This is a genomic window from Streptomyces sp. NPDC051776 (assembly GCF_040681345.1).
Taxonomy (GTDB): domain Bacteria; phylum Actinomycetota; class Actinomycetes; order Streptomycetales; family Streptomycetaceae; genus Streptomyces.
Genome location: NZ_JBFAYQ010000062.1, coordinates 1 through 22,755, shown reverse-complemented (window position 1 = coordinate 22,755; position 22,755 = coordinate 1). Strand labels below are relative to the sequence as shown.

The 22,755-nt window shown below is 70.9% G+C and carries 21 protein-coding genes; 11 read left to right on the top strand and 10 right to left on the bottom strand.

What is annotated here, in order from left to right; genetic code table 11:
- On the bottom strand, positions 1–282 hold a 282-nt coding region (locus AB0M26_RS28880; protein ID WP_365265513.1), incomplete at its 3' end, for a biotin carboxylase N-terminal domain-containing protein.
- Between the two features lie 401 nt (positions 283–683).
- Between AB0M26_RS28880 and AB0M26_RS28875 the strand changes: the two genes are divergently transcribed.
- Entirely contained in the window at positions 684–1,118 is a 435-nt protein-coding gene (locus AB0M26_RS28875) for a hypothetical protein (protein ID WP_365265511.1), read from the top strand.
- A gap of 86 nt (positions 1,119–1,204) precedes the next feature.
- Here the strand turns inward: AB0M26_RS28875 and AB0M26_RS28870 are convergent, their stop codons facing one another.
- From AB0M26_RS28870 to AB0M26_RS28855, 4 genes are all read right to left on the bottom strand, one after another.
- A complete protein-coding gene (locus AB0M26_RS28870; RefSeq protein WP_365265509.1) occupies positions 1,205–1,822 on the bottom strand; it encodes a nucleoside triphosphate pyrophosphatase in 618 nt (205 codons plus the stop codon).
- A gap of 186 nt (positions 1,823–2,008) precedes the next feature.
- A complete protein-coding gene (locus tag AB0M26_RS28865) occupies positions 2,009–2,137 on the bottom strand; it encodes a hypothetical protein (RefSeq protein WP_365265507.1) in 129 nt (42 codons plus the stop codon).
- A 133-nt stretch (positions 2,138–2,270) separates the two neighbouring features.
- A complete protein-coding gene (locus AB0M26_RS28860; RefSeq protein ID WP_365265506.1) occupies positions 2,271–2,477 on the bottom strand; it encodes an acyl-CoA carboxylase epsilon subunit in 207 nt (68 codons plus the stop codon).
- Between the two features lie 51 nt (positions 2,478–2,528).
- Complete coding sequence (locus AB0M26_RS28855; RefSeq protein WP_365265504.1) at positions 2,529–4,136, bottom strand: acyl-CoA carboxylase subunit beta; 1,608 nt, start codon at positions 4,134–4,136, stop codon at positions 2,529–2,531.
- Positions 4,137–4,635: 499 nt separating this feature from the next.
- Here AB0M26_RS28855 and AB0M26_RS28850 point away from each other — a divergent pair, with 499 nt between their 5' ends.
- The 5 genes from AB0M26_RS28850 (at position 4,636) to hutH (ending at position 10,827) form a co-directional block, all read left to right on the top strand.
- Positions 4,636–5,526 (top strand): biotin--[acetyl-CoA-carboxylase] ligase, encoded by an 891-nt coding sequence (locus AB0M26_RS28850; protein ID WP_365265502.1) that lies wholly within the window; start codon positions 4,636–4,638, stop codon positions 5,524–5,526.
- Between the two features lie 181 nt (positions 5,527–5,707).
- Positions 5,708–6,784: an adenylate/guanylate cyclase domain-containing protein gene (locus AB0M26_RS28845; RefSeq protein WP_365265500.1), complete on the top strand. Its 1,077-nt coding sequence runs from the start codon at positions 5,708–5,710 to the stop codon at positions 6,782–6,784.
- A gap of 172 nt (positions 6,785–6,956) precedes the next feature.
- Positions 6,957–7,757: an enoyl-CoA hydratase-related protein gene (locus tag AB0M26_RS28840; protein WP_365265498.1), complete on the top strand. Its 801-nt coding sequence runs from the start codon at positions 6,957–6,959 to the stop codon at positions 7,755–7,757.
- Positions 7,758–8,018: 261 nt separating this feature from the next.
- Positions 8,019–9,137, top strand: a complete 1,119-nt coding sequence (locus AB0M26_RS28835) for a GGDEF domain-containing protein (RefSeq protein ID WP_365265515.1) — start codon at positions 8,019–8,021, stop codon at positions 9,135–9,137.
- Between the two features lie 115 nt (positions 9,138–9,252).
- Positions 9,253–10,827, top strand: coding sequence for a histidine ammonia-lyase (gene hutH, locus AB0M26_RS28830; protein WP_365265496.1), 1,575 nt, complete (start codon positions 9,253–9,255; stop codon positions 10,825–10,827).
- Positions 10,828–11,045: 218 nt separating this feature from the next.
- Here the strand turns inward: hutH and AB0M26_RS28825 are convergent, their stop codons facing one another.
- Complete coding sequence (locus AB0M26_RS28825; RefSeq protein ID WP_365265494.1) at positions 11,046–11,372, bottom strand: hypothetical protein; 327 nt, start codon at positions 11,370–11,372, stop codon at positions 11,046–11,048.
- 106 nt (positions 11,373–11,478) lie between these two features.
- Between AB0M26_RS28825 and AB0M26_RS28820 the strand changes: the two genes are divergently transcribed.
- The 3 genes from AB0M26_RS28820 to AB0M26_RS28810 all read left to right on the top strand — a co-directional run bounded on the left by AB0M26_RS28820 (position 11,479) and on the right by AB0M26_RS28810 (position 17,120).
- The gene (locus AB0M26_RS28820; protein WP_365265492.1) at positions 11,479–11,883 is read left to right on the top strand and encodes a hypothetical protein; all 405 of its coding nucleotides are present in this window, start codon (positions 11,479–11,481) and stop codon (positions 11,881–11,883) included.
- A gap of 339 nt (positions 11,884–12,222) precedes the next feature.
- Positions 12,223–13,500 (top strand): Ig-like domain-containing protein, encoded by a 1,278-nt coding sequence (locus AB0M26_RS28815; RefSeq protein WP_365265490.1) that lies wholly within the window; start codon positions 12,223–12,225, stop codon positions 13,498–13,500.
- A gap of 245 nt (positions 13,501–13,745) precedes the next feature.
- Complete coding sequence (locus AB0M26_RS28810) at positions 13,746–17,120, top strand: S8 family peptidase (RefSeq protein ID WP_365265488.1); 3,375 nt, start codon at positions 13,746–13,748, stop codon at positions 17,118–17,120.
- 262 nt (positions 17,121–17,382) lie between these two features.
- Here AB0M26_RS28810 and AB0M26_RS28805 read toward each other — a convergent pair whose 3' ends face one another.
- The 3 genes from AB0M26_RS28805 to AB0M26_RS28795 form a co-directional block, all read right to left on the bottom strand.
- Complete coding sequence (locus tag AB0M26_RS28805) at positions 17,383–17,802, bottom strand: acyl-CoA thioesterase (protein ID WP_365265486.1); 420 nt, start codon at positions 17,800–17,802, stop codon at positions 17,383–17,385.
- Between the two features lie 87 nt (positions 17,803–17,889).
- Positions 17,890–18,300 carry a hypothetical protein gene (locus tag AB0M26_RS28800; RefSeq protein WP_365265484.1) on the bottom strand — a complete coding sequence of 137 codons (411 nt, stop codon included), beginning with the start codon at positions 18,298–18,300 and terminating at the stop codon, positions 17,890–17,892.
- A 107-nt stretch (positions 18,301–18,407) separates the two neighbouring features.
- A complete protein-coding gene (locus AB0M26_RS28795; RefSeq protein WP_365265483.1) occupies positions 18,408–18,584 on the bottom strand; it encodes a DUF6191 domain-containing protein in 177 nt (58 codons plus the stop codon).
- A 545-nt stretch (positions 18,585–19,129) separates the two neighbouring features.
- Between AB0M26_RS28795 and AB0M26_RS28790 the strand changes: the two genes are divergently transcribed.
- Positions 19,130–19,345: a hypothetical protein gene (locus tag AB0M26_RS28790; protein ID WP_365265481.1), complete on the top strand. Its 216-nt coding sequence runs from the start codon at positions 19,130–19,132 to the stop codon at positions 19,343–19,345.
- A gap of 99 nt (positions 19,346–19,444) precedes the next feature.
- Here the strand turns inward: AB0M26_RS28790 and AB0M26_RS28785 are convergent, their stop codons facing one another.
- On the bottom strand, positions 19,445–19,891 hold the full coding sequence (locus AB0M26_RS28785) for a transcriptional repressor (protein WP_365265479.1): 447 nt from the start codon (positions 19,889–19,891) through the stop codon (positions 19,445–19,447).
- Positions 19,892–20,390: 499 nt separating this feature from the next.
- Here AB0M26_RS28785 and katG point away from each other — a divergent pair, with 499 nt between their 5' ends.
- Positions 20,391–22,622, top strand: coding sequence for a catalase/peroxidase HPI (gene katG / locus AB0M26_RS28780; RefSeq protein WP_365265477.1), 2,232 nt, complete (start codon positions 20,391–20,393; stop codon positions 22,620–22,622).
- Positions 22,623–22,755 lie beyond the last annotated feature (133 nt).

The window sequence follows — 22,755 nt, the reverse complement described above, 5'->3', positions numbered from 1 at the left end:
GACGGCCTGGGCGAAGTCGGCGTTCTCCGAGAGGAATCCGTAGCCGGGGTGGACGGCGTCGGCTCCGGAATCGGCCGCGGCCCGGAGGACTTTGGCGATGTCCAGGTAGCTGGTGGCCGGTGTGTCACCACCCAGCGCGTAGGCCTCGTCGGCCGCGCGGACGTGCAGGGCGTCCCGGTCCGGGTCGGCGTAGACGGCTACGCTCGCAATCCCGGCGTCCCGACAGGCTCGGGCAACGCGGACAGCGATTTCGCCACGGTTGGCGATGAGCACCTTGCGCACGATGGCTCCCTCCTTGAAACAAGGCGAGTTTAGGGACTACCGACACGGCCTGCCGAGCCGCACTCGGGGGTGAGCTTGCCCACACGGAGCGTCATCCGGGTGTCATCCGGGTGCCGGGGGAGCGCCGAAACTCCTTGTCGTCCCACGGTACGCCCGGAAGTCTCAAGGAATTCTCGCGATCTGGTGTGGTCAAGATCTCTGCCGGTCGAACCAGCCGCGAGGAAGCGACCTTTGTCGGATCCCTACCAACGCCGGACGGAAACTTTGCTGAACGGATCCGTCCTGTCGGGTGACGCGCTCCTGAAGCGTGCAGAACCCTTGTTTTAGCGGATTACCGGTTAGTAGCGTGACTGGTCTCAGTCCGGACCGGCCGTAACGATGCGAAGTGGGGTGGGTGGGGGGTGGCTCGGAGACCCGTGGCCGCGGTGGCGGCCGTACTGCTGTTGCTGGAAGCGGTCGGCATCGTCCTGGTCAACATGATCCTCGGGATATCCGTGGACCGGCAGAAGATGTCGCTGGGCGGGCTCGATCCGGACGCCATGAGCGTCTCGACCTGGATCTTGGGCGGCGTCTTCGGTCTCTACCTGGCGGCATGCGCGGTCGTCCTCATCCGCTGCGCGCTGACCGACCGCGCCCCCGGGCGCTTCGCCCGCATCCTGCTCATCACCTCTGCGGTGGTGCACGGCGTGCTCGGCGCACTGACCGTCGGGCTCGTGGGCTGGGGCGCGTTCGCCTTCATGATGGTCGTCTTCGGGCTCATCGTGCTGACGCTGGTGGCTTTCCCGGCCGAGCGGCCCGAGGCCCCGGCGGCGCCCCCGGCCGCGGCCGAGTCGTAGGCCCGCACCTCACAGGCCGGTCCGCGGGCGGGAGTCGTACGCCTGTGCCGCGAGCGGGTGCGGCGGACGGGTACCAAGAGGCGGCGCTACGCCCAGAGTTCCGTGATGCCTGTGCCCACGCCGGCGAGCAGCCGTCGCAGCAGCGGCAGCGACAGCCCGATGACATTGCCCGGGTCCCCGTCGATGCCGTCGATGAACGGCGCGGAGCGACCGTCGAGGGTGAACGCGCCAGCCACGTGCAGCGGTTCGCCGCTCGCCACGTACGCCGCGATCTCCTCGTCCGTCGGCTCCCCGAACCGGACCGTCGTCGAGGCGGTGGCAGAGGTCTGACGCCCGGTCGCCGTGTCGATCACGCAGTGGCCGGTCCGCAGGATGCCCGGACGCCCGCGCATCGACTTCCAGCGCGCCGTCGCGTCCTCGGCGTCGACCGGCTTTCCGTACGCCTGACCGTCCAGCTCCAGCACCGAGTCGCAGCCGACCACGAGCGCACCCGCTGCCTCGGGACGTGCGGCCACCGCACCGGCCTTGGCCTCGGCCAGCAGCCGGGCCAGTTCTCCGGGGGAGTCCGCCCTGATCGCGTCCTCGTCCACGCCGCTCACGATGACGTCGGGCGCCAGCCCGGCCTGACGCAGCAGCGCGAGGCGGGCGGGGGACGCGGAGGCGAGGACGAGGCGACGCCGGGCGGAGGCGGGGTGCTCGGTCATGGGCCCCAGGGTATCGGCCGGCCCTCCGCCCGGAGGGCGCGAGGGGAACCGCACCGGGGCCGGGGAGCATCCGGACCACGAGCTACCGGGGCCACGAGCCGTACCGGGGCCGGTATCCGTACCGGGGCCGGGAGCCGCGCCCGGGCCACGAGCCCGTGCCGTAAGAGCAGTGGGTGACGAGCCGCATCAGCGGCCCAGCACGATGATCATCGCGACCAGGGCCACGACCGCCAGCATCCATCCCGCACGACGGAGCATCGCCTCGGCGTCGCGCAGTTCCTGCGGCGGCTCGTCGGGGGGGTCGGACCAGAGCATGTGTCGATACTCCGGCGAAAAGGGGCGTGCCGCCTGAGTACGCGTACTCAGGCGGCACGGTCAGGTGGGACCGATCCGCTGGTCCGGGCCCCGCCTCAGGCGATCCGGCGGGTCACCTGGGCCAGCCCCAGAGTCACCTGGGCCAGCCCGAACTGCGCCACGCCTTCGGGCCAGGCTGCGGCAGCGCGCGGCGCGGCACGTTGCGCTCCTTGTCGGCCCACTCGTCGAGCTCCTCCTGCGCCGCGAGGGCGACGCCCGCCGCCGCGGCGCGTGCCTGAACCACCGCAAGGGCAGCGGCCAGCTCCTCGGGGGTGGGGTTGCCCCGTACGACCTTGTACATGCGCGGCCTCCTCGATGTCCTCGCGGCTCTGATACCCGGGCAGCTCCCGCTTTACAGCGGGATGTTGCCGTGCTTCTTCGGCGGCAGCGACTCGCGCTTGTTGCGCAGCGTGCGCAGGCCGCGTACGACGTGGCGCCGGGTCTCGGACGGCATGATCACCGCGTCGATGTAGCCGCGCTCGGCGGCGACGTACGGGTTGAGCAGCGCGTCCTCGTACTCGGCGATCAGCCGCGCCCGCACCTCCTCCGCCTGCTCGGGCGTCTCGGCCGCGGCGATCGTGCGGCGGTGCAGGATGTTGACCGCGCCCTGCGCACCCATGACCGCGATCTGGGCCGTGGGCCAGGCGAGGTTGAGGTCGGCGCCGAGGTGCTTGGAGCCCATGACGTCGTACGCGCCGCCGAACGCCTTGCGGGTGATGACCGTGATGAGCGGGACGGTGGCCTCCGCGTAGGCGTAGATCAGCTTGGCGCCGCGCCTGATGATGCCGTTGAACTCCTGCTCGGTGCCGGGCAGGAAACCCGGTACGTCCACGAAGGTCAAAACGGGGACGTTGAAGGCGTCGCAGGTGCGGACGAAGCGCGCGGCCTTCTCCGAGGCGGCGATGTCCAGGCAGCCGGCGAACTGCATCGGCTGATTGGCGACGATGCCGACGGGGTGCCCCTCGACGCGGCCGAAGCCGGTGACGATGTTCGGCGCGAACATCGCCTGGGTCTCCAGGAACTCGTTGTCGTCGAGGACGTGCTCGATGAGCCGGTGCATGTCGTACGGCTGGTTCGCCGAGTCCGGGATGATCGAGTCCAGCTCGAGATCCTCGTCGCCGGTCTCGAGGTTGGCCTCCTCGGGGAAGACCGGCGGCTCGCTGAGGTTGTTGGACGGCAGATACGACAGCAGCGACTTGATGTACTCGATGGCGTCCTTCTCGTCGCCCGCCATGTGGTGCGCCACACCGGAAGTGGTGTTGTGGGTGCGGGCGCCGCCGAGCTCCTCGAAGCCCACGTCCTCACCGGTGACGGTCTTGATGACGTCCGGCCCGGTGATGAACATGTGCGAGGTCTTGTCGACCATGACCGTGAAGTCGGTGATCGCGGGGGAATAGACGGCCCCGCCCGCGCACGGGCCGACAATCAGGCTGATCTGCGGGATGACGCCGGAGGCGTGGGTGTTGCGCCGGAAGATCTCGCCGTAGAGGCCGAGCGCGCTGACGCCCTCCTGGATACGGGCGCCGCCGGAGTCGTTGATACCGATCACCGGGCAGCCGTTCTTCAGCGCGAAGTCCATCACCTTGACGATCTTCTCGCCGAAGACCTCGCCCAGGGCACCGCCGAAGACCGTGAAGTCCTGGGAGAAGACGGCCACGGGGCGGCCGTCGACCGTGCCGTAGCCGGTGACGACACCGTCGCCGTACGGGCGGGTGGCGTCCAGGCCGAAGTTGGTGGAGCGGTGCCGGGCGAACTCGTCGAGCTCGACGAAGGACCCCTCGTCGAGCAGGAGGTCGACGCGCTCACGGGCCGTCAGCTTGCCCTTCGCATGCTGCTTCTCGACAGCGCGCTGCGACCCGGCGTGCGTCGCCTCCTCGATCCGCCGCTTCAGATCCGCGATCTTCCCCGCGGTCGTCTGGGCGCTTCGGTCGTTCTCTGCGGCGAAATCCGGCTCGGACATCGGGATGCGGCTCCTGCTCGTCCTGGATGTGCTGGGTGGGCTACCTGCTGGCTGGGCTACCGACTCGTAGCGTATCGGCGACGCTGCGCTATGGCAGTGCGGCGTTGGCCACACCTCCTGCCCTTCGCACGTCGCAGGTCAAAGTGGTACGGAAACGCGGCCGCCGGCCGCCTTTCCGGCCACCTGGGCCCCTCTTCCGCACCGCCTCGTGCCCGTGCGCCGGTCGCCCGCGACGCCCGGCACGGCACTCCCGGACGCCGCGTGCCGGAGCATCCGAGGGGGCCCGACTCCAAGGATGCTCCTCCGCCGTGCGATTCCCGCAGCCACCGCTGGACGGGAGCACCTCCCACCGCGCGACGGGGCGGCCCGAGCACCGGATGCCGCAGGCCGATCCGGGCTTCTCGGCAGGGCACGACCTCGCTCAAGGGCCCGGGTGATCTTGGCGCCCCACCGCTTCACGACCCGCTCGCCTTCTGCCACACGGGCCTACGCTGGCCGCATGACGCCGATGCCGCCCGGAACGCCCGGCACTCCGCAGCCCGATCCCTCCTCCGGCCGCTGGTCCGACCTCGAGCGGCCACCCCTGAACGCCACCGCGCTGCGCAAGGCGCTCGTGCGGCCCGGCGCCCTGTGGAGCAGCCTGGACGTGGTCGAGGTCACCGGGTCCACCAACAGCGACCTCACCGAGCGCGCCGTGAAGGGCGAGGTCGGCGAAGGGGCGGTCCTGGTCGCCGAGGAGCAGGCGGCGGGGCGCGGACGGCTCGACCGGAGCTGGACCTCGCCGCCGCGCTCGGGCCTCTTCTTCTCCGTCTACCTCGAACCCGAGGTACCGGTCGAGCGGTGGAGCTGGCTGCCGCTGCTCGCCGGCGTGGCGACGGCCGCCGCCCTGTCCCGCGTCGCCGGCGTGGACACCGCCCTGAAGTGGCCCAACGACCTGCTCCTGCACGTGGGGGAGGAGGAGCGCAAGGCTGGCGGAATCCTCACCGAACGGGCCGGGGACGGCGTCGTCGTCGGCATCGGGCTCAACGTGTCGCTGCACGCGGACGAACTGCCCGTTCCGGAGGCGGGATCCCTCGTCCTCGCCGGGGCGCACGCCGTGGACCGCGACCCGCTGCTGCGCGCGGTCCTTCGGTCGCTGGAGAGGTGGTACGAGGACTGGCGGGGCGCCGGCGGCGACCCCGGGGCCAGCCGGTTGCAGGAGGCGTACGCGGCGGGCTGCGCGACGCTCGGCAGGACCGTGCGCGCCGTTCTGCCGGGCGACCGGGAGATCACCGGCGAGGCCGTGGCCGTCGACGGTGACGGGAGGCTGGTGCTGGCCACCGAGGACGGTGTGCAGAAGCCGGTGGGGGCCGGGGACATCGTCCATCTGCGAGCCGCCCGGGGAGAGTGAGCCACGGCACACCTGCCGTATCGTTGATGGGCCGGACCAGGCAGAGCGGGCCGAGTGGGCAGAGCCGGCCGAGTGGGCGGAGCGGGCCGAGTGGGCGGAGCGGGCGAGACGTGAGCGGACTGGCTGTGAGCGGGGGTCCCCCATGCCGAAGGCTGGGGGACGATCGGGCCGGGGGTGGGCCGTGACCGACGACGCCCCCTCGCCCGACGACTCGGCCCCGGAAGAGGAAAACCCGCTCGCGCTCCGGATCGAACAGCTCATCCTCGGCTCGGAACGCCGCTACACCCCGTTTCAGGCGGCGCGGAGCGCCGGTGTGTCCATGGAGCTCGCCTCCCGTTTCTGGCGGGCGATGGGATTCGCGGACATCGGTCAGGCCAAGGCGCTCACGGAGGCCGACGTGCTCGCCCTGCGCCGGCTCGCGGGTCTGGTCGAGGCCGGGCTGCTGAGCGAGGCGATGGCGGTGCAGGTGGCTCGCTCGACGGGCCAGACCACGGCCAGGCTCGCCGAGTGGCAGATCGATTCGTTCCTGGAGGGGCTCACGGAGCCGCCCGAGCCCGGCATGACCCGTACGGAAGTCACCTATCCGCTGGTCGAGCTGTTGCTTCCGGAGCTGGAGGAGTTCCTCGTCTATGTGTGGCGGCGGCAGCTCGCGGCGGCCACCGGGCGCGTGGTCCAGGCCGGTGACGACGAGGAGATGGTCGACCGCCGGCTGGCCGTCGGCTTCGCGGACCTCGTGGGCTTCACGCGGCTGACCCGCCGGCTGGAGGAGGAAGAGCTGGGCGAGCTGGTCGAGGCGTTCGAGACCACGGCCGCCGACCTGGTCGCCGCGCACGGCGGGCGGCTGATCAAGACGCTGGGGGACGAGGTCCTGTTCGCGGCGGACGACGCCGGGGTCGCCGGCGAGATCGGGCTGCGGCTCATCGAGACGATGACCCACGACGAGACCATGCCCGAACTGCGGGTGGGCATGGCCTTCGGAACCGTGACGACGCGCATGGGCGACGTCTTCGGGACGACGGTGAACCTGGCGAGCCGGCTGACGTCGATAGCGCCCAAGGACGCTGTGCTGGTGGACGGGGCGTTCGCCGAGGAACTGATGCGGTCCGGCGAGGCGCCCGAGTCGGAGGCGGAGGCCGCGAAGGCGGAGAAGGAGGGCAAGGGCGGGCACACGTACCGCTTCGCACTCCAGCCGATGTGGCAGCGGCCGGTCCGCGGGCTCGGGGTCGTGGAACCGTGGCTGCTCACCAGGCGCGGCTGACGCCGGGGCGGACCCGGTGGTTCGTACGCGCTGCCCCGGTCCCGTGAGCCGGGCCCTGCCGCTCGTGCGCATTGCCGCGGACAGCCGGGTGGCGGGTACCGGCGACGGCCGCCACCCGGCGGTGCGATGATGCCTGACGCCAGAGGTTCACGGTCGTTAACCGGGAGGGTGCATGGGCAGCGAGCAGCGGTACGGGGAGTGGGTCGCGGTACGGCGGCACGGCGAGCACGTGGCGGAGCTCGTACTGGACCGCCCCAAGGCGATGAACGCCGTCTCGACGGCGATGGCCCGGGCGCTCACGGAGGCGTGCGAGGCGCTCGCGGCGGACCGTGCGGCGCGGGCCGTAGTCCTGACCTCGAGCCACGACCGCGCGTTCTGCGTCGGCGCCGACCTCAAGGAGCGCAACTCCCTCACGGACGCGGACCTGCTGCGGCAGCGTCCGGTCTCCCGGGGCGCGTACACCGCCGTACTCGAACTGCCCATGCCCACCATCGCGGCCGTGCACGGCTTCGCCCTGGGCGGGGGCTTCGAGATCGCGCTCGCCTGCGACCTCATCGTCGCGGACGGGACAGCGGTAGTCGGCCTGCCCGAGGTCTCGGTCGGCGTGATCCCGGGCGGTGGTGGTACGCAGCTCCTGCCGCGGCGGGTGGGTGCGGCCCGCGCCGCTGAGCTGGTGTTCACCGCGCGGCGGGTGGCGGCCGCGGAGGCGCGGGAGCTGGGCCTGGTGGACCAGCTCGTCGACGAGGGCACCGACCGTGACGAGGCGCTGGGCCTGGCCGGCCGGATCGCCGCGAACTCGCCGGTCGGGCTGCGGGCCGCCAAGCGCGCGATGCGGCTCGGGCACGGCCTGGATCTGCGGGCCGGGCTGGAGGTGGAGGACGCCGCCTGGCGCAGCGTCGCCTTCTCCGGGGACCGCGCGGAGGGCGTCGCGGCCTTCAACGAGAAGCGGACGCCGGACTGGCCGGGCGAGTAGCCGGGCGGAGGGACGCCGGACTGGGCGGGTGGTAGCCGGGCGGAGGGACGCCGGACTGGGCGGGCGGTAGCCGGGCGGAGGGACGCCGCAGTGGCCGGGCGAATAGTTGAATGTCGCCCCCACGAACAGGGCGAAGAGGGGTGAATGTTCCTAGGCTGGGTGCGAGGTGGGCACACGGCTACGGAATGTGAGGTGCCGGTGTCGGGCGACGGCGGCGGAAGCGATGCGCGACTGCGCGCGGTGGTCGGCCTGGCTCAGGCCATGGCCGCCGCGCAGACCCCGCGCGACTCCGTGCGTGCCGCGGCGGCCGGTGCCATGAGCGCGCTGGGCGGGACCTTCGCCGCACTGTCCGTGTGGGAGCGGGAGCTGGGGCGGCTCCGGGTGCTCGTCAACACCGGCGAACTCGCCGAAGGGGAGGATGAGTTCCCCGAGGACGAGGCCTATCCGGTGCACGAGTTCCCGGAGATCGCCGAGATCCTGCACGACCGCTGGGTCGGCGACGGCGAGCCCAACGCGTGGGTGGAGACGGCGGACGGCCCGGAGCCCGGCGCGTACGCCCACCCGGATGCGCACCCCGGCGGCGCCTGGGGGAGGGCCGCGGCCCTGCGCCGCCGCGGCCGGGGCTGCTGCGTGGTGGCGCCGATCGTGCTGCACGGTCGGGCGTGGGGCGAGCTGTACGTGGCGCGGCGGGCCGGGGAGCCGGTGTTCGACCGCGACGACGCGGACTTCGCGACGGTCCTCGCGGCCGTGACGGCGGCCGGGATCGCGCAGACGGAGCGCCTGGAGGAGGCCCGCCGTCTCGCCTTCACCGATCCGCTCACGGGGCTGGCGAACCGGCGCCTCGTCGACATGCGTCTCGACGAGGCCGTGGAGCGCCACCACGCAGACGGGACGGTCGTCAGCCTGGTCGTCTGCGACCTCAACGGCCTCAAGCGGGTCAACGACTCGCTCGGGCACGCGGTCGGCGACCGCTTGCTGGAACGCTTCGGCTCGCTGCTCTCGCTGTGCGGGGCGATGCTGCCGGGCGCGCTGGCGGCGCGCCTGGGCGGTGACGAGTTCTGTCTGCTTGCGGTGGGGCCCCCGGCCGACGAGGTGGTGCAGGCCGCGGAAGAACTGTGCCGCCGCGCGGGCGAGTTGGACCTGGGCGAGGGCGTCGCCTGCGGAATCGCCTCCACGGGCGAGCAGATCGGGCCCCTACGGTCGGCGCGTCGCCTCTTTCGGCTCGCGGACGCGGCGCAGTACCGGGCGAAGGCGGCCCGCTCGCAGAAGCCGGTCGTCGCGGGCCGTGAAGGCCCGGACGACGCCGTGGTCCGGCTGGCGGAATCCCCGCCGGACACGGGCCCGGAACGCCGCCGCTTCCGCAACCGCCGCGACGCGTGACGCCGGGCGCTGCCGCGCTCGGGGTCGGTGCGGGCGGCCCCCGCCGCGGAGCGGCCTCCCCGGTGAGGGGACCCGCTGGTGACATTCGGCGATTCACTCTCTAGGGTGCCTGAATATGGATATGCACAACGTGGTGGTGGGGACGTCGGGGACCACGGCGGAGGACGTCATCGCCGTGGCCCGCGGTGCGGCACAGGTCGAGTTGGGCGGGGAGGCGCTCGCGGCACTCGCCCGCGCGCGCGAGGTGGTCGACGCGCTCGCCGCCAAACCCGACCCGGTCTACGGCGTCTCCACCGGCTTCGGTGCTCTCGCCGTACGCCACATCAGCCCCGAGCTGCGCACCCGGCTGCAGCGCAACATCGTGCGCTCGCACGCCGCCGGGATGGGGCCGCGCGTCGAGCGCGAGGTCGTGCGCGCCCTGATGTTCCTGCGGCTGAAGACCCTGTGCTCCGGACGTACGGGAGTGCGCCCCCTCGTCGCGCAGACCATGGCCGCGCTCCTCAACGCGGGGATCACCCCCGTCGTCCACGAGTACGGCTCCCTCGGCTGCTCCGGCGACCTCGCGCCCCTCTCGCACTGCGCCCTGACCCTCATGGGCGAGGGCGACGCAGAGGGCCCCGACGGTGTCCTGCGCCCCGCGCGCGAACTCCTCGACGCCCACGGCATCGAGCCCGTCGTCCTGCGCGAGAAGGAGGGCCTGGCCCTCCTCAACGGCACCGACGGCATGCTCGGCATGCTGGTGATGGCGTGCGCCGATCTGGCCCGCCTGTTCACGGCCGCCGACATCACGGCCGCACTCTCCCTGGAGGCGCTGCTGGGCACGGAGAAGGTGCTCGCGCCCGAGCTCCACGCGATCCGCCCCCACCCCGGCCAGGCGGCGAGCGCCGCCAACATGCTGAAGATCCTTGCCGATTCGGGTCTGACCGGGCACCACCAGGACGACGCGCCGCGCGTCCAGGACGCATACTCCGTGCGCTGCGCCCCGCAGGTCGCGGGCGCCGGCCGCGACACCCTCGACCATGCGCGTCTGGTCGCGGACCGTGAACTCGCCTCCGCCGTGGACAATCCCGTCGTCCTCCTCGGGGATGCATCCCCTGAGGGAGGCCACGGGGGAGGCCGTGTGGAGTCCAACGGCAACTTCCACGGCGCGCCCGTGGCGTACGTCCTGGACTTTCTCGCCGTCGCCGCCGCCGATCTGGCCTCGATCGCCGAGCGCCGCACCGACCGGCTGCTCGACAAGAACCGCTCGCACGGGCTGCCGCCCTTCCTCGCGGACGATCCCGGCGTCGACTCCGGCCTGATGATCGCCCAGTACACCCAGGCCGCGCTCGTCAGCGAGATGAAGAGGCTCGCCGTACCGGCGTCGGTGGACTCCATCCCTTCCTCGGCGATGCAGGAGGACCACGTCTCGATGGGCTGGTCCGCTGCCCGCAAGCTGCGGCATGCCGTGGACAACCTCGGCCGGGTCATCGCCGTCGAACTCGTCGCCGCCACACGCGGGATCGAGCTGCGGACGGGGCTCGTGCCGGGACCGGCGGCGCAGGCGGTGCTGGCGGCGGTGCGCGAGGCGGGCGTCCAAGGGGCAGGCCCCGACCGCTACTTGGCGCCGGATCTGGAGGCGGCCGAGTCCTTCGTACGGTCGGGGGCGCTGGAGCGGGCCGTGGAGCCGGTGACGGGTCCGCTGGCCTGACCCGCCGGGGCGGACGTTCCGCCGCCCGGTGCGGTGGTGCGGTGGTGCGGTGGTGCGGTGGGCCCTGCGGTGCGTCGGAGGCAGGGAGTGTACGGCCGACGGCGCACCGCGTCCGCCGCCCGGCAGGCCGTGGTCGGAGGCAGCCGTCGGGCACGGCGCGTGGGAGCAGGCCCGGACGACGGGTCGGAGTGCGCTCGCAGGGAACGGCGCGTAAGGGTTCAGAGCACGCTCGTACGGGAACGGCGCGCGGCGACGGCGACCATGGCCGCCCCGAATCCGAGGAAGAGCGTGCCGCCGACGAGATACGGCGTGGTGTCCACACTGCCGGTGTCCGCGAGGTTGTCGAGGTCGCCGGCGGAACCCTGCACCTTCGCCGCGCCGCCGGACGCCGACGAGCCCGTGGACGAGAAGGCTTGTGTCCCGCTCAACGTCCGCGCTTCCGCCTTGCCGTGATCGACCGTCGCGTTCGCCGACGGGACGAACCAGAGAGCGCAGAGCAGAGAACCCGCGGCAGTGGCGGTCAGCAGCGGGCGTCGTGCGGACACGGAACGGACCCCCTTGTGGCACTGGAGATTTGGCCGTCGGACTGATGTTAGTGACAGCCGCGGGTCGCAGGAAAGTCTCGCTGTTCCGGACCTTTACGCTCCGCGCATGACGACTGATGAGACATCCCGGTTCGTACGGCTTCGGGTGGAACTGGTGCTCGAGGTCACCAGCGCGGACCACCTCACCACCGCAGCGCTCGACCACATCGATTCCGACACGTACATGCCGCAGGAGGAGCGCATGCACGCACGGGCCGCGGTCGGGGAGGACGAGGCGGAGGCGCTGGCCTATCTCGTCGACCCGTTCCGGGTCGTGGAGGGCATCGCGGGGATCGAACTGGCCCAGGCTTCGTGGAGCAGCGAGCGGATCGCGTACGACCCGTCCTCGGCGGAATGGGACCTCGGTCTCGACGATGACGAGGACGGGGAGGAACGGGACGAGGACGCGGGCGAGGCCGGGCCCGGCGGTGTGCCCGGTCGCGAGGGGAACGGCGATCGGCGGGGTGTGTGAGACGTCACGGAACGGCCGTGACAGGTGAGAACCACGGCAACCGCGGGGAGGAGGAGGGGGCGGACGAAGGATCCTCGCGGGGACCTCGACGGATCGGAGGACATCGTCCAGGATGAAAACCGCCCGATCGGGAAGGCGGCGCCGAAGGAGGCGCGAGCCAGGCGAACCGGAGACCCGGGCGCCCCTGGAGCCGGGCGGGAGCACCCCGCCTCGTACGTGGCGTATCCCACACTTCCGGGGGTGAGGGAACCGGACGAATGGGAAACCATGTTCTTCTCGGATGTGCCGGGACGCGTGTGCCCCGTGGTCCGGACCGGGGATTCAGGGGAACCAGTAGCAATGGAGAAGCGTGTGATGACGGACGGTAAGCACCGCAAGGGGCTGGCTTTCGCAGCCGTGCTGCTCGGCGGTGCACTGACGCTCACGGCCTGTGGCGGCGACGACGGCAAGGGCGGCAACGCGGGCGACGCCAGCGGCAAGTCGCAGGCGCAGGTCGACGAGGCGGCCGCCAAGGACGCTTCCGACGCCCGAATAGCGATCTCGCCGAAGGACGGCGCCAACGACGCCGGCATCAACAGCGACGTCAAGGTCAAGGTGACGGGCGGCAAGCTCACGAAGGTGACCATGAAGGCCGTCGAGACCGGTGCCGAGGTCGCGGGCACCGTCTCCGCTGACGGCAGGAGCTGGAAGCCGAACGCTCAGCTCGAGCGCTCCACCAAGTACAAGATCACCGCCGAGGCGAAGGACTCCGAGGGCCGCGAGGCCCACGAGAACTCCACCATCACGACGGTGTCCCCGGAGAACAGCTTCATCGGCAACTTCACCCCCGAGGACGGCTCCACCGTCGGCGTGGGCATGCCGGTGTCGATCAACTTCGACAAGGCCATCACCAACAAGGCAGACGTCCAGAAGGGGATCACGGTCACCTCGAGCAGCGGCCAGAAGGTCGTCGGCCACTGGTTCAACGGGCAGCGCCTGGACTTCCGCCCCGAGGAGTACTGGAAGGCGGGTTCCACGGTCACGATGAAGCTCGCCCTGGACGGGGTCGAGGGCGCACCGGGCGTCGAGGGCGTGCAGAGCAAGACCGTGAGCTTCACGATCGGCCGCAGCCAGGTGAGCACCGTCGACACCAAGACGCGGCAGATGACGGTCGTCCGTGCCGGCAAGGTGGTCAAGACGGTCCCGATCTCCGCGGGCAGCCCGGATAATCCCACGTACAACGGCCAGATGGTGATCTCCGAGAAGTTCAAGGAGACCCGGATGGACGGCTCAACCGTCGGCTTCAAGAAGAAGAACGGCAAGGGCGAGTACGACATCAAGGACGTGCCGCACGCGATGCGCCTGTCCGCGTCCGGCACCTTCATCCACGGCAACTACTGGGGTGCGGACTCGATCTTCGGCAACGTCAACACCAGCCATGGCTGTGTCGGTCTGAACGACACGAAGGGCGCAGGCGACCCGAAGCAGCCCGGTGCGTGGTTCTACAACAACTCGATGCTCGGTGACGTCGTGATCGTGACGAACTCGCCCGACAAGACCGTCAGCCCGGACAACGGTCTCAACGGCTGGAACATGTCGTGGGACGAGTGGGTCGCGGGCAGCGCGACCGGGGCCTGACGCCGGTCCTTCCCCTTCCTCGCGGCTGGGCGGCGGCCGGTGCGAACCAGCCGCCGCCCAGCGGCTTTTGTTCGCCTCGCCCATCGGGCGAAACGGCTCGGACCGGGCCCCGCTCGCCCCACTGCTCCCATGTGCCCCAATTATGGGTCGTCACCAAGCTGTTGAACGGATGTGCCACCCCCTGCATACTCCGTGTTCCAAGGAGCCGAGGGCTCCCGGCACGGTGACACACATCACCAGGGGGAATGTTGCACATACAACTCAAAAGGGCTGGTTCCACCACGATCGCCCTGGCTGCGGCCGTCGCGATCACGGCGGGGATGACCGCCTCGCCGTCGGTGGCCGGAGAGCAGGCCGAGGCCGCTCCGTCGCCCTTGCCCGCGACCACGAACGGCGGCCCGCCCAAACACTGGGTCACGCTCCTCACCGGCGACCGTGTCGCCGTCGACGGCCGCGGGCGGCCGGTGGCTCTCGACCGCGCCGAAGGGCGCGAGCACATACCTGTCCAGATCCGGCGCATCAAGCCCGCCCCGCACGCGGACGGCAACGGGGGCACCCACACGTACGTCATCCCCTGGGATGCCCGGGAGCTGATCCGCGAAGGGCGCGTCGACCAGCGGCTGTTCGATGTGACCCTGCTCAGCCGCCCCGAGTACCGCAGGGCCCGCGGCGGCGGTCTGCACCTGATCGTCGGCTACAAGGGCACCCGCCCCGCCGCCAGGGCCGGCCTCCGCTCCGCGGACGGCGCCGATGTACGGCGCAGCTTTCCGCGTCTCAACGCCGAGGCTCTGAAGGCGGGCCGGCAGTCGGCGCCCGCCGTCTGGGACGCGCTTACCAAGGCTCCACGCGGGGCCTCCCCGTTCCGTACGGCCGCCTCCGGACTCGACCGGGTGTGGCTGGATGCCGTCCACCGGGCCCGTCTCGACAAGAGCGTGCCGCAGATCGGCGCGCCCGCCGCCTGGAAGAAGGGCCTCGACGGCAAGGGCACGACGATCGCCGTGCTGGACACGGGAGTCGACCAGACCCACCCGGATCTGGCGGGCCAGGAGATAGCGGAGAAGAACTTCTCCGACGCCTCCGACAGCAAGGACCGCTACGGGCACGGCACGCACGTCGCCTCCATCTCGGCCGGTACGGGGGCCAAGTCCGGCGGCAAGTACAAAGGTGTCGCACCGGGGGCCCGCATCCTGGACGGCAAGGTCCTCGATGACGAGGGCTCCGGCGAGGACTCCGACATCATCGCGGGCCTGGAGTGGGCGGCCGGGAAGGGCGCCGACATCGTCAACCTCAGCCTGGGCGGCGCCGATTCACCTGGCATCGACCCACTGGAGGAGACGGTGAACCGCCTCTCCGCCGAGAAGGGAACGCTGTTCGTCATCGCAGCCGGCAACGACGGCGAGGCGGGAGAGGGCACTGTCGGTTCGCCGGGCAGCGCGGACGCCGCGCTCACGGTCGGCGCCGTCGACAAGAAGGACAAGCTCGCCGAGTTCTCCAGCACCGGGCCGCGCGTCGGCGACGGAGCCGTCAAGCCCGATCTGACCGCGCCCGGCGTCGGCATCGGTGCCGCCGCGGCCCCCGGCAGCATCGTCGCCGAGGAGGGTACGCCCGTCGCGGACGGGTACGTGGCCATCTCCGGTACGTCCATGGCCACCCCGCACGTCGCGGGTGCCGCCGCCATCCTGGCCCAGCAGCACCCCGACTGGACGGGCGCGCAGCTCAAGGCGGCGCTCACCGCGTCCACCAAGCCCGGGAAGTACACCCCCTTCCAGCAGGGTTCGGGGCGGGTCGACGTCTCCCGGGCCATCGAGCAGTCCGTGGTGGCGGACCCCGTGTCGGTGAGCTTCGGCAAGCAGGCGTGGCCGCACGCCGACGACAAGCCGGTGACCAAGGCCGTCACTTACCGCAACCTCGGCAGCGAGCCCGTCACCCTCGACCTCACCGTCAAGGGCATGGGGCCCGACGGGAAGCCCGCCCCGGCGGCGATGTTCGCCCTCGGCACGCGGCGGATCACCGTCCGGCCAAGCGGCGAGGCCAAGGTGCCGCTCACCGCGGACACCCGGCCCGGCGGGACGCTCGACGGGGTGTACACGGCGGTGATCACCGCGACGGGCAGTGGGCAGACCGTCCGGACGCCGGCTGCCGTGGAGCGCGAGGTCGAGTCGTACGACCTGACGCTCAAGACCCTTGACCGCAACGGCAAGCCGACCGGGAAGCACGGCACCAACCTGGACGGGATCAGCGGGCTGGCCGCCGAGAAGTTCTTCAACCCGCACGACGACAGCGGCACCGCCGAAGTCCGTGTGCCCAAGGGCCGCTACATCCTCAACTCCAGTGTGCTGGTGGACGAGGACGACGTGAGCAAGGGCATCGACTGGATCAACCAGCCCAGGCTCGACGTCACCAGGAACACAAGCGTCATCGTCGACGCCCGCACGGCGAAGCCGGTCGACATCCGGGTCCCGGACGGCGCGGCGAAGCCGAGGACCGCCTCCCCGGACTTCGCCGTCGAGACCGACGACGCCGTCTACGGCTACGGCTGGTGGCTCGACTCGTACCAGGGCTTCCGCACCGCGCACCTCGGCCCGAAGCCCCCGGCCGGAGAGCTGTTCCAGCAGTGGGCGGGCTCCTGGACGACGAGAGCGGGCCAGTACGACCTGACGTACGGCGGCAAGGTGAGCAAGCTGGCCACCGGATGGACCAAGCACGTCAAGAAGGCCGAACTGGCCACGGTCACCTCGCGGCTCGGCGCCTCGGTGCCGGGCAAGAAGGGGCGCCTGTGGGCGTTCGGCCACATCCCGGGGAGCACCAGCGGTTCCGGCTATTCGGCCGCGTACCGGCTGCCCGGCATCAAGACCACCTATGTCAACGCGGCTGGTGTGGACTGGGGGTTCGACTTCGAGCAGGAGGGCAAGGACCCCTGGGCGCCGGACGCCACGTACTCGCTCGACCCCAAGCCGTACAAGGCCGGGAAGCGCTACGCCAAGGTCTTCAACGTCGGTGTCTTCGGACCCAAGGTCCGCGGCGGCTACGGCATCTTCCGCGACGGGAACGAACTGTTCGGCTATCTGCCGGTGTTCGCGGACGGCAAGGGCCACGTCGGCGGCTCGGCCTACGACAAGGCGGTCACCACCCTCTACCGGAACGGCAAGAAGGTCGGCACCCATGACGACCCGATGACCGGCGAGGCGTTCACCGTCCCCGCGGCCAAGGCCGACTACCGGCTCACCACCACGGTCGCCCGCAGCAAGGTCGCCTCGGTGACCACCGAACTGACCGCGAGCTGGACGTTCAGCTCGAGGAAGGTGAGCGACGAGACCGCGCTCCCGGCCTCCGCGGTCCGCTTCGGGCCAGCCCTCGCCGCCGACAGCACGGCGAAGGCCGGAGCGACGGCCCGGGTCCCGGTGACCGTCGAGGGCACGGGCGGCGGCGGTCTCCGGTCACTGACGGTGTACGTGTCGTACGACAGCGGTGAGCACTGGAAGAAGGCCAAGGTCAGCCAGGGCAGGGTGACGCTGAAGAACCCCGCGGCCGGCAAGGGCGTCTCGTTCCGGGCCCACGTCAGGGACCGGAAGGGCAACACCTTGACGCAGACGATCCTCAACGCCTACCGGGGCAGATGAAGCCCGGGCCTGTGAGGACCGGCGGCGGCCTGCTGGAGCGTTGTGCTCCGGCGGGCCGCCCCCGTCGTGCCCTCCGTGCATCCCTTGTGACGCCGGACGCCGGAGGCCGGACGCCGGAGGCCGGGGAGCCACGCCGCGCGCCCATGGTGACGCCGTCCGCACGCCCGGTGTGGTTGACGGCGCGCCCGCCCGCTGTGCCTGACGGCTGCGCCCGCCAGCTGTGCCTGACGGCCGCGCCCGCCCGCCGCCCTGCGCGTGGCCGTCAGAGGCCGAGAATCTCCGGGTCGGAGGCGAACTCACGGAAGGTGGCGCGGGGATCGGGCAGGAGCCGTCGCGCCCGCAGATCCATCATCCCGCCGACGCTGGTCAGCTCCGCGACCAACTCCCCGTCCCGGAGGAAGGACTGCTCGACGCGGAAGGTCTTGCCCTCGCCGAAGACGAAGCTGCAGGTCACGTCGACCTCGTCACCGGCGCGCAGCTCCCGGTGGAAGCGGATCGTGCTCTCCAGGTTCACCGGGCCGACGGCCTTCTCGACCAGATCACTCTGCCGGATCCCGGAGGCCTGGACGAGGGACCAGCGAGCATGCTCCCCGTACTGCATGTACACACTGGTATTGAGGTGGCCCTGCGAATCCGTCTCGTAGCCACGGACGGCTATCCGTACGGTGAATGGCTGAGTCATCCCGCCATCCTTGCGCATGGCACTGACAGCGTCACGTGGCCGCTTCGCCGGTCCCGACGAGCGGCCCGGGCGGGCCCCGCCCCGCCGTCAAGTCTCGTGGGTGTAGCGGACATAGAAGGCGGTCACGCCCATGCCCATTCCGAGGAACAGCCCGAGGAAGGCCGCCTTCAGCCATGTCTCGTCACTGAGGGCGAGCAGGTAGCCCATCGCGGTGCCGAACAGTACTCCGTACGCGGCGCCGCGCAGCTCCCGCGACAGACGGCTCTGGACGGCTCCGACGGCGAAGCACAGCACGGCGACCACCGCGCCGCCCACGAACGACTCCACCATGATCCGCGTATTGGACGCACCGTTGTTGCTCGTCAGAAAGGCGGCGTAGAGGCCGTAGCAGATGCCGAGCAGAAGAGGAACGCCCACATACGCCCTGGTGTGGCGGCGCCCGGCCGGCAGGGCGGGGGCGAACTTCGCGGGTATGGAGGGCTGGGCCGGTGCGGACATGGCGAACTCCTCTCGCCGCTCTCCCACCACCAGCGCACACCCGACAGGGCGCGGCGGCAACCGGAGCCGGCGGAAGGCCGCGTCGGACTCCGCGCTGACCAGGGGTTTCAGCGGCTGTCGTCGTCGCGGCTCTGCCGCATGACGACCTTGCCCGAGGAGAAGTCGATCGGGCCGCGCGCCGGGTCGCTGTCACCGATGTCGTCGATGCACAGCTCCAGCCGCTCGCGCTCCTCCTCCGTGTGCTTCCGGGCGGGGGAGAAGAGCTCTTCGAGGACGTTGAACACATGGCCTCCCAGGACGTACCGGGCCGGGCCTGCCCGATACGTCCGAGCGTAGAGATGCCTGTCCCGAAAAAACACAGGTTGTTCGTGATCGTTTGGGGAGATGTGTTTGCCGGCGATCACCGTGATGCCTCGGGTGCGCTGATCGGGCGGATTCCCCGGCAGGGAAATATCGGCATGAGTCTCGTTTCGTTAACAGGACAATCCGAGATTATTTGCTCCTTTTCTGGAGGCGAAGTGAGGGTTCAGGGAATTGCGACGGCCGCCATGGTCGTTCGGCGGCGAGTGGGCTGGTGTCCCCGGGGGCGGGGAGTGCGTTCGCGGACGGCCCCGGTGCGCGTGCGAGCGGGGGTTCGGAGGCCAGCGCGTCTTTGTTCCAGCAGAACGTGGCGCAGGACGGGCGGCTGAACAACAACTGCTCGAACAATCAATCAGCAGAACGTGGCACAGGAGGGGCGGCAGAACAACAACTGCGCCAACCCCAACGAAGGCGACATCGAGCTGACCGGGAGCCGGGCCAAGTGGTCTGCGGGACGGACGACCGGTCCGTGAGCGTGGGGACCGCGGAGATCGGCGGCGGCCCCGAGGCCGAGGGTGGTTCGGCCGAGTCGGATGTGTTCCAGCAGAACGTGGCGCAGGAGGGACGGCAGAGCAACAACTGCGCCGACCCCAACAACCTGGACCTGACCGCGTCCGGTTCGCGCGTGACGTCGGAGTGCCGGGCGACCGACACGTCGCGCAACATCGGCACCGTCTACCGCTAGGCGTCAGGACGTAACACGCCCGTCTCCGCCGGACGGTTCGTCGCTTCCCGGCGCACGCCCCGGCCCCGGTTCAGGGAACCCCCTGAGCCGGGGCCGGTGTCATTGCAGAGGCCCTTGCCGGGCAACGGTCGCGCTAGCGCAGGACGGGCACACCCCGCGGTAGGTGACCTCGACAACCTCGGACATGGTGAAGCCGAACCGTTCCTCCGCGGGGAGGTCGGCCAGCGGATCACCGGTCGGGTGGACATCGCGGATGGTGCCGCACCGGGAGCACACCAGGTGCTGGTGCGGGCGGTGCGCGTTGGGGTCGTAGCGCTTGGCGCGGCCGTCGGTGGAGACCTCTATGACCTCGCCGAGGGAGACCAGCTCACCCAGGATGCTGTAGACGGTCCCGCGCGAGATCTCCGGCAGCCGTTGTGCCGCGCGGGCGTGCACCTCGTCCGCCGTGAAATGCACGTGGTCGCCGTCGAGGACCTCCGCAACGACACGCCGCTGGGAGGTCACCCTCCACCTGCGCCCTCGCAGTCGTTCCAGAAGGTCGCTCATATCGGTCCACCTCTTCAGGCTCGGCGGAATTGCCGGAGTTCACCGGCCCAAGTCCGAGTTCCGATCGAATACGGGTCTGGCGTACTTCTTGACCTGGACTCTGTCCATCGTAGGATCGGTTCCGGCGATAGCCAAGGGACAGGGGACCCCGAAACCTCAGGAGACAGACCGTGATGGGACGACTGCCGAGGGGAAGCGCGGTGCGGCCGCGGCGACGGCCGCCCGCGCCGCGTTGCCTGCGGGCGACCGGGACCGTGACCGCCTCGGCGTCGGAACGGCCGTCTCCGGGGATGCGCGGTCTCCCGCCACCATGGCGCGTGCCGGTCGTGCGGTGTCGTTGCTGACGGCTACCCCACGGTCTGCGAGTCCCCCTGCCTGACCGGTCCGAAGGCCACGGTTTCTCGATCGACGATGCCGAGGCCACTGGGCCCGCGCCCCGGCTGTTCCACCGCCAGCAGTTCCCGAGCACTCCGAACCGCCCAATCCGGAAAGGGTTCCCATGTCCGAGAACCATGAAGCAATCGTCGTAGACGCGAAGACGGAGGACGGAGGTGGCTGCCCGGTCGCGCACGTGCGCGCCCCGCACCCGACTCAGGGCGGCGGCAACCGCCAGTGGTGGCCGGAGCGGCTCAACCTGAAGATCCTGGCCAAGAACCCGGCGGTGGCCAACCCTCTCGGCGAGGAGTTCGACTACGCCGAGGCGTTCAAGTCCCTCGATCTCCCGGCCGTCAAGCGGGACATCGCGGAGGTGCTGACGACCTCGCAGGACTGGTGGCCCGCCGACTTCGGACACTACGGCCCGTTCATCATCCGGATGGCGTGGCACAGCGCGGGCACCTACCGGATCAGCGACGGCCGCGGTGGCGCCGGCGCCGGTCAGCAGCGCTTCGCACCGCTCAACAGCTGGCCGGACAACGGGAACCTCGACAAGGCGCGCCGTCTGCTGTGGCCGGTCAAGAAGAAGTACGGCCAGAACCTCTCGTGGGCCGACCTCATGATCCTCGCCGGCAACGTCGCGCTGGAGACGATGGGCTTTACGACCTTCGGCTTCGCCGGTGGCCGTGAGGACGTCTGGGAGCCCGAGGAGGACGTCTACTGGGGCCCCGAGACCATCTGGCTCGGCGACGAGCGCTACTCCGGCGACCGGAATCTGGAGAGCCCCCTCGGCGCGGTCCAGATGGGCCTCATCTACGTCAACCCCGAGGGCCCGAACGGCAACCCGGACCCGATCGCCGCGGCCCGGGACATCCGTGAGACGTTCCACCGCATGGCCATGAACGACGAGGAGACGGTCGCCCTGATCGCGGGCGGTCACACCTTCGGCAAGACCCACGGCGCCGGTCCGGCGGACGCCGTCGGCCCCGACCCCGAGGCCGCCCCGATGGAGGAGCAGGGCTTCGGCTGGAGGAGCAGCCACGGCACCGGCAAGGGCGGCGACACGATCACCAGTGGCCTCGAGGGGATCTGGACCAACACCCCAACGGCGTGGGACAACAGCTTCTTCGAGATCCTCTTCGGCTACGAGTGGGAGCTGTTCAAGAGCCCCGCCGGAGCGCACCAGTGGAGGCCGAAGGACGGCGCCGGGGCGGGTACCGTCCCCGACGCCCACGATGCGTCGAAGAGCCACGCCCCGACCATGCTGACGACCGACCTCTCGCTCCGCTTCGACCCGTCCTACGAGCAGATCTCGCGGCGCTTCCTGGAGAACCCCGAGGAGTTCGCGGACGCCTTCGCCCGCGCGTGGTTCAAGCTGACCCACCGTGACATGGGCCCGGTCGCGCGCTACCTCGGCCCGGAGGTCCCGTCCGAGACGCTGCTGTGGCAGGACCCGCTCCCCGCGAGGACGTACGAGCTCGTCGACGCCGCGGACATCGCCTCGCTCAAGGGCCGGATCCTCGGCCAGGGACTGTCGGTGTCCGAGCTCGTGTCCACCGCGTGGGCGTCGGCCTCGTCCTTCCGCGGCAGCGACAAGCGCGGCGGCGCCAACGGTGCGCGCATCCGCCTCGAGCCGCAGAACGGGTGGGAGGTCAACGATCCCGACCGGCTCGCGACGGTGCTGCGCGCCCTGGAGGAGATCCAGGAGTCCTTCAACGCCGCCCAGACCGGCGGGAAGCAGATCTCGCTCGCCGACCTCATCGTGCTCGCCGGGGGTGCGGCGGTCGAAAAGGCCGCCAAGGACGCCGGATTCGACATCGAGGTCCCCTTCACGCCGGGCCGCGTGGACGCCTCTCAGGACGAGACCGACGTGGAGTCGTTCGCCGCGCTCGAGCCGGCCGCCGACGGGTTCCGCAACTACATCGGCAAGGGCACCGGGTTGCCGGCCGAGTACCTGCTGCTCGACCGGGCGAACCTGCTGACCCTGAGCGCTCCGGAGACGACGGTCCTCATCGGTGGCCTCCGTGTCCTGGGTGCGAACCACGAGCAGTCGCCGCTCGGCGCCTTCACTGCCACTCCGGGGGCCCTGACCAACGACTTCTTCGTCAATCTGCTCGACCTGGGCACGACGTGGAAGGCGACCTCCGAGGAGGCCAACACGTTCGAGGGGCGCGACGCCGTCACGGGCGAGGTCAAGTGGACGGGCAGCCGTGCCGACCTCGTCTTCGGGTCGAACTCCGAACTGCGTGCGATCGCCGAGGTGTACGCGAGCGATGACGCGAAGGAGAAGTTCGTGCACGACTTCGTCGCGGCGTGGGACAAGGTGATGAACCTCGACCGGTTCGATCTCGTCTGATCACGCGTCCGGGCCGGCCCGTGCGGGCCGGCCCGGACGTCCTCGATCCGGACGTCCTCGATCCGGACGTCCTCGATCCGGACGTCCTCGATCCGGACGTCCTCGATCCCGACGTCCTCGCGATCACCCGAGG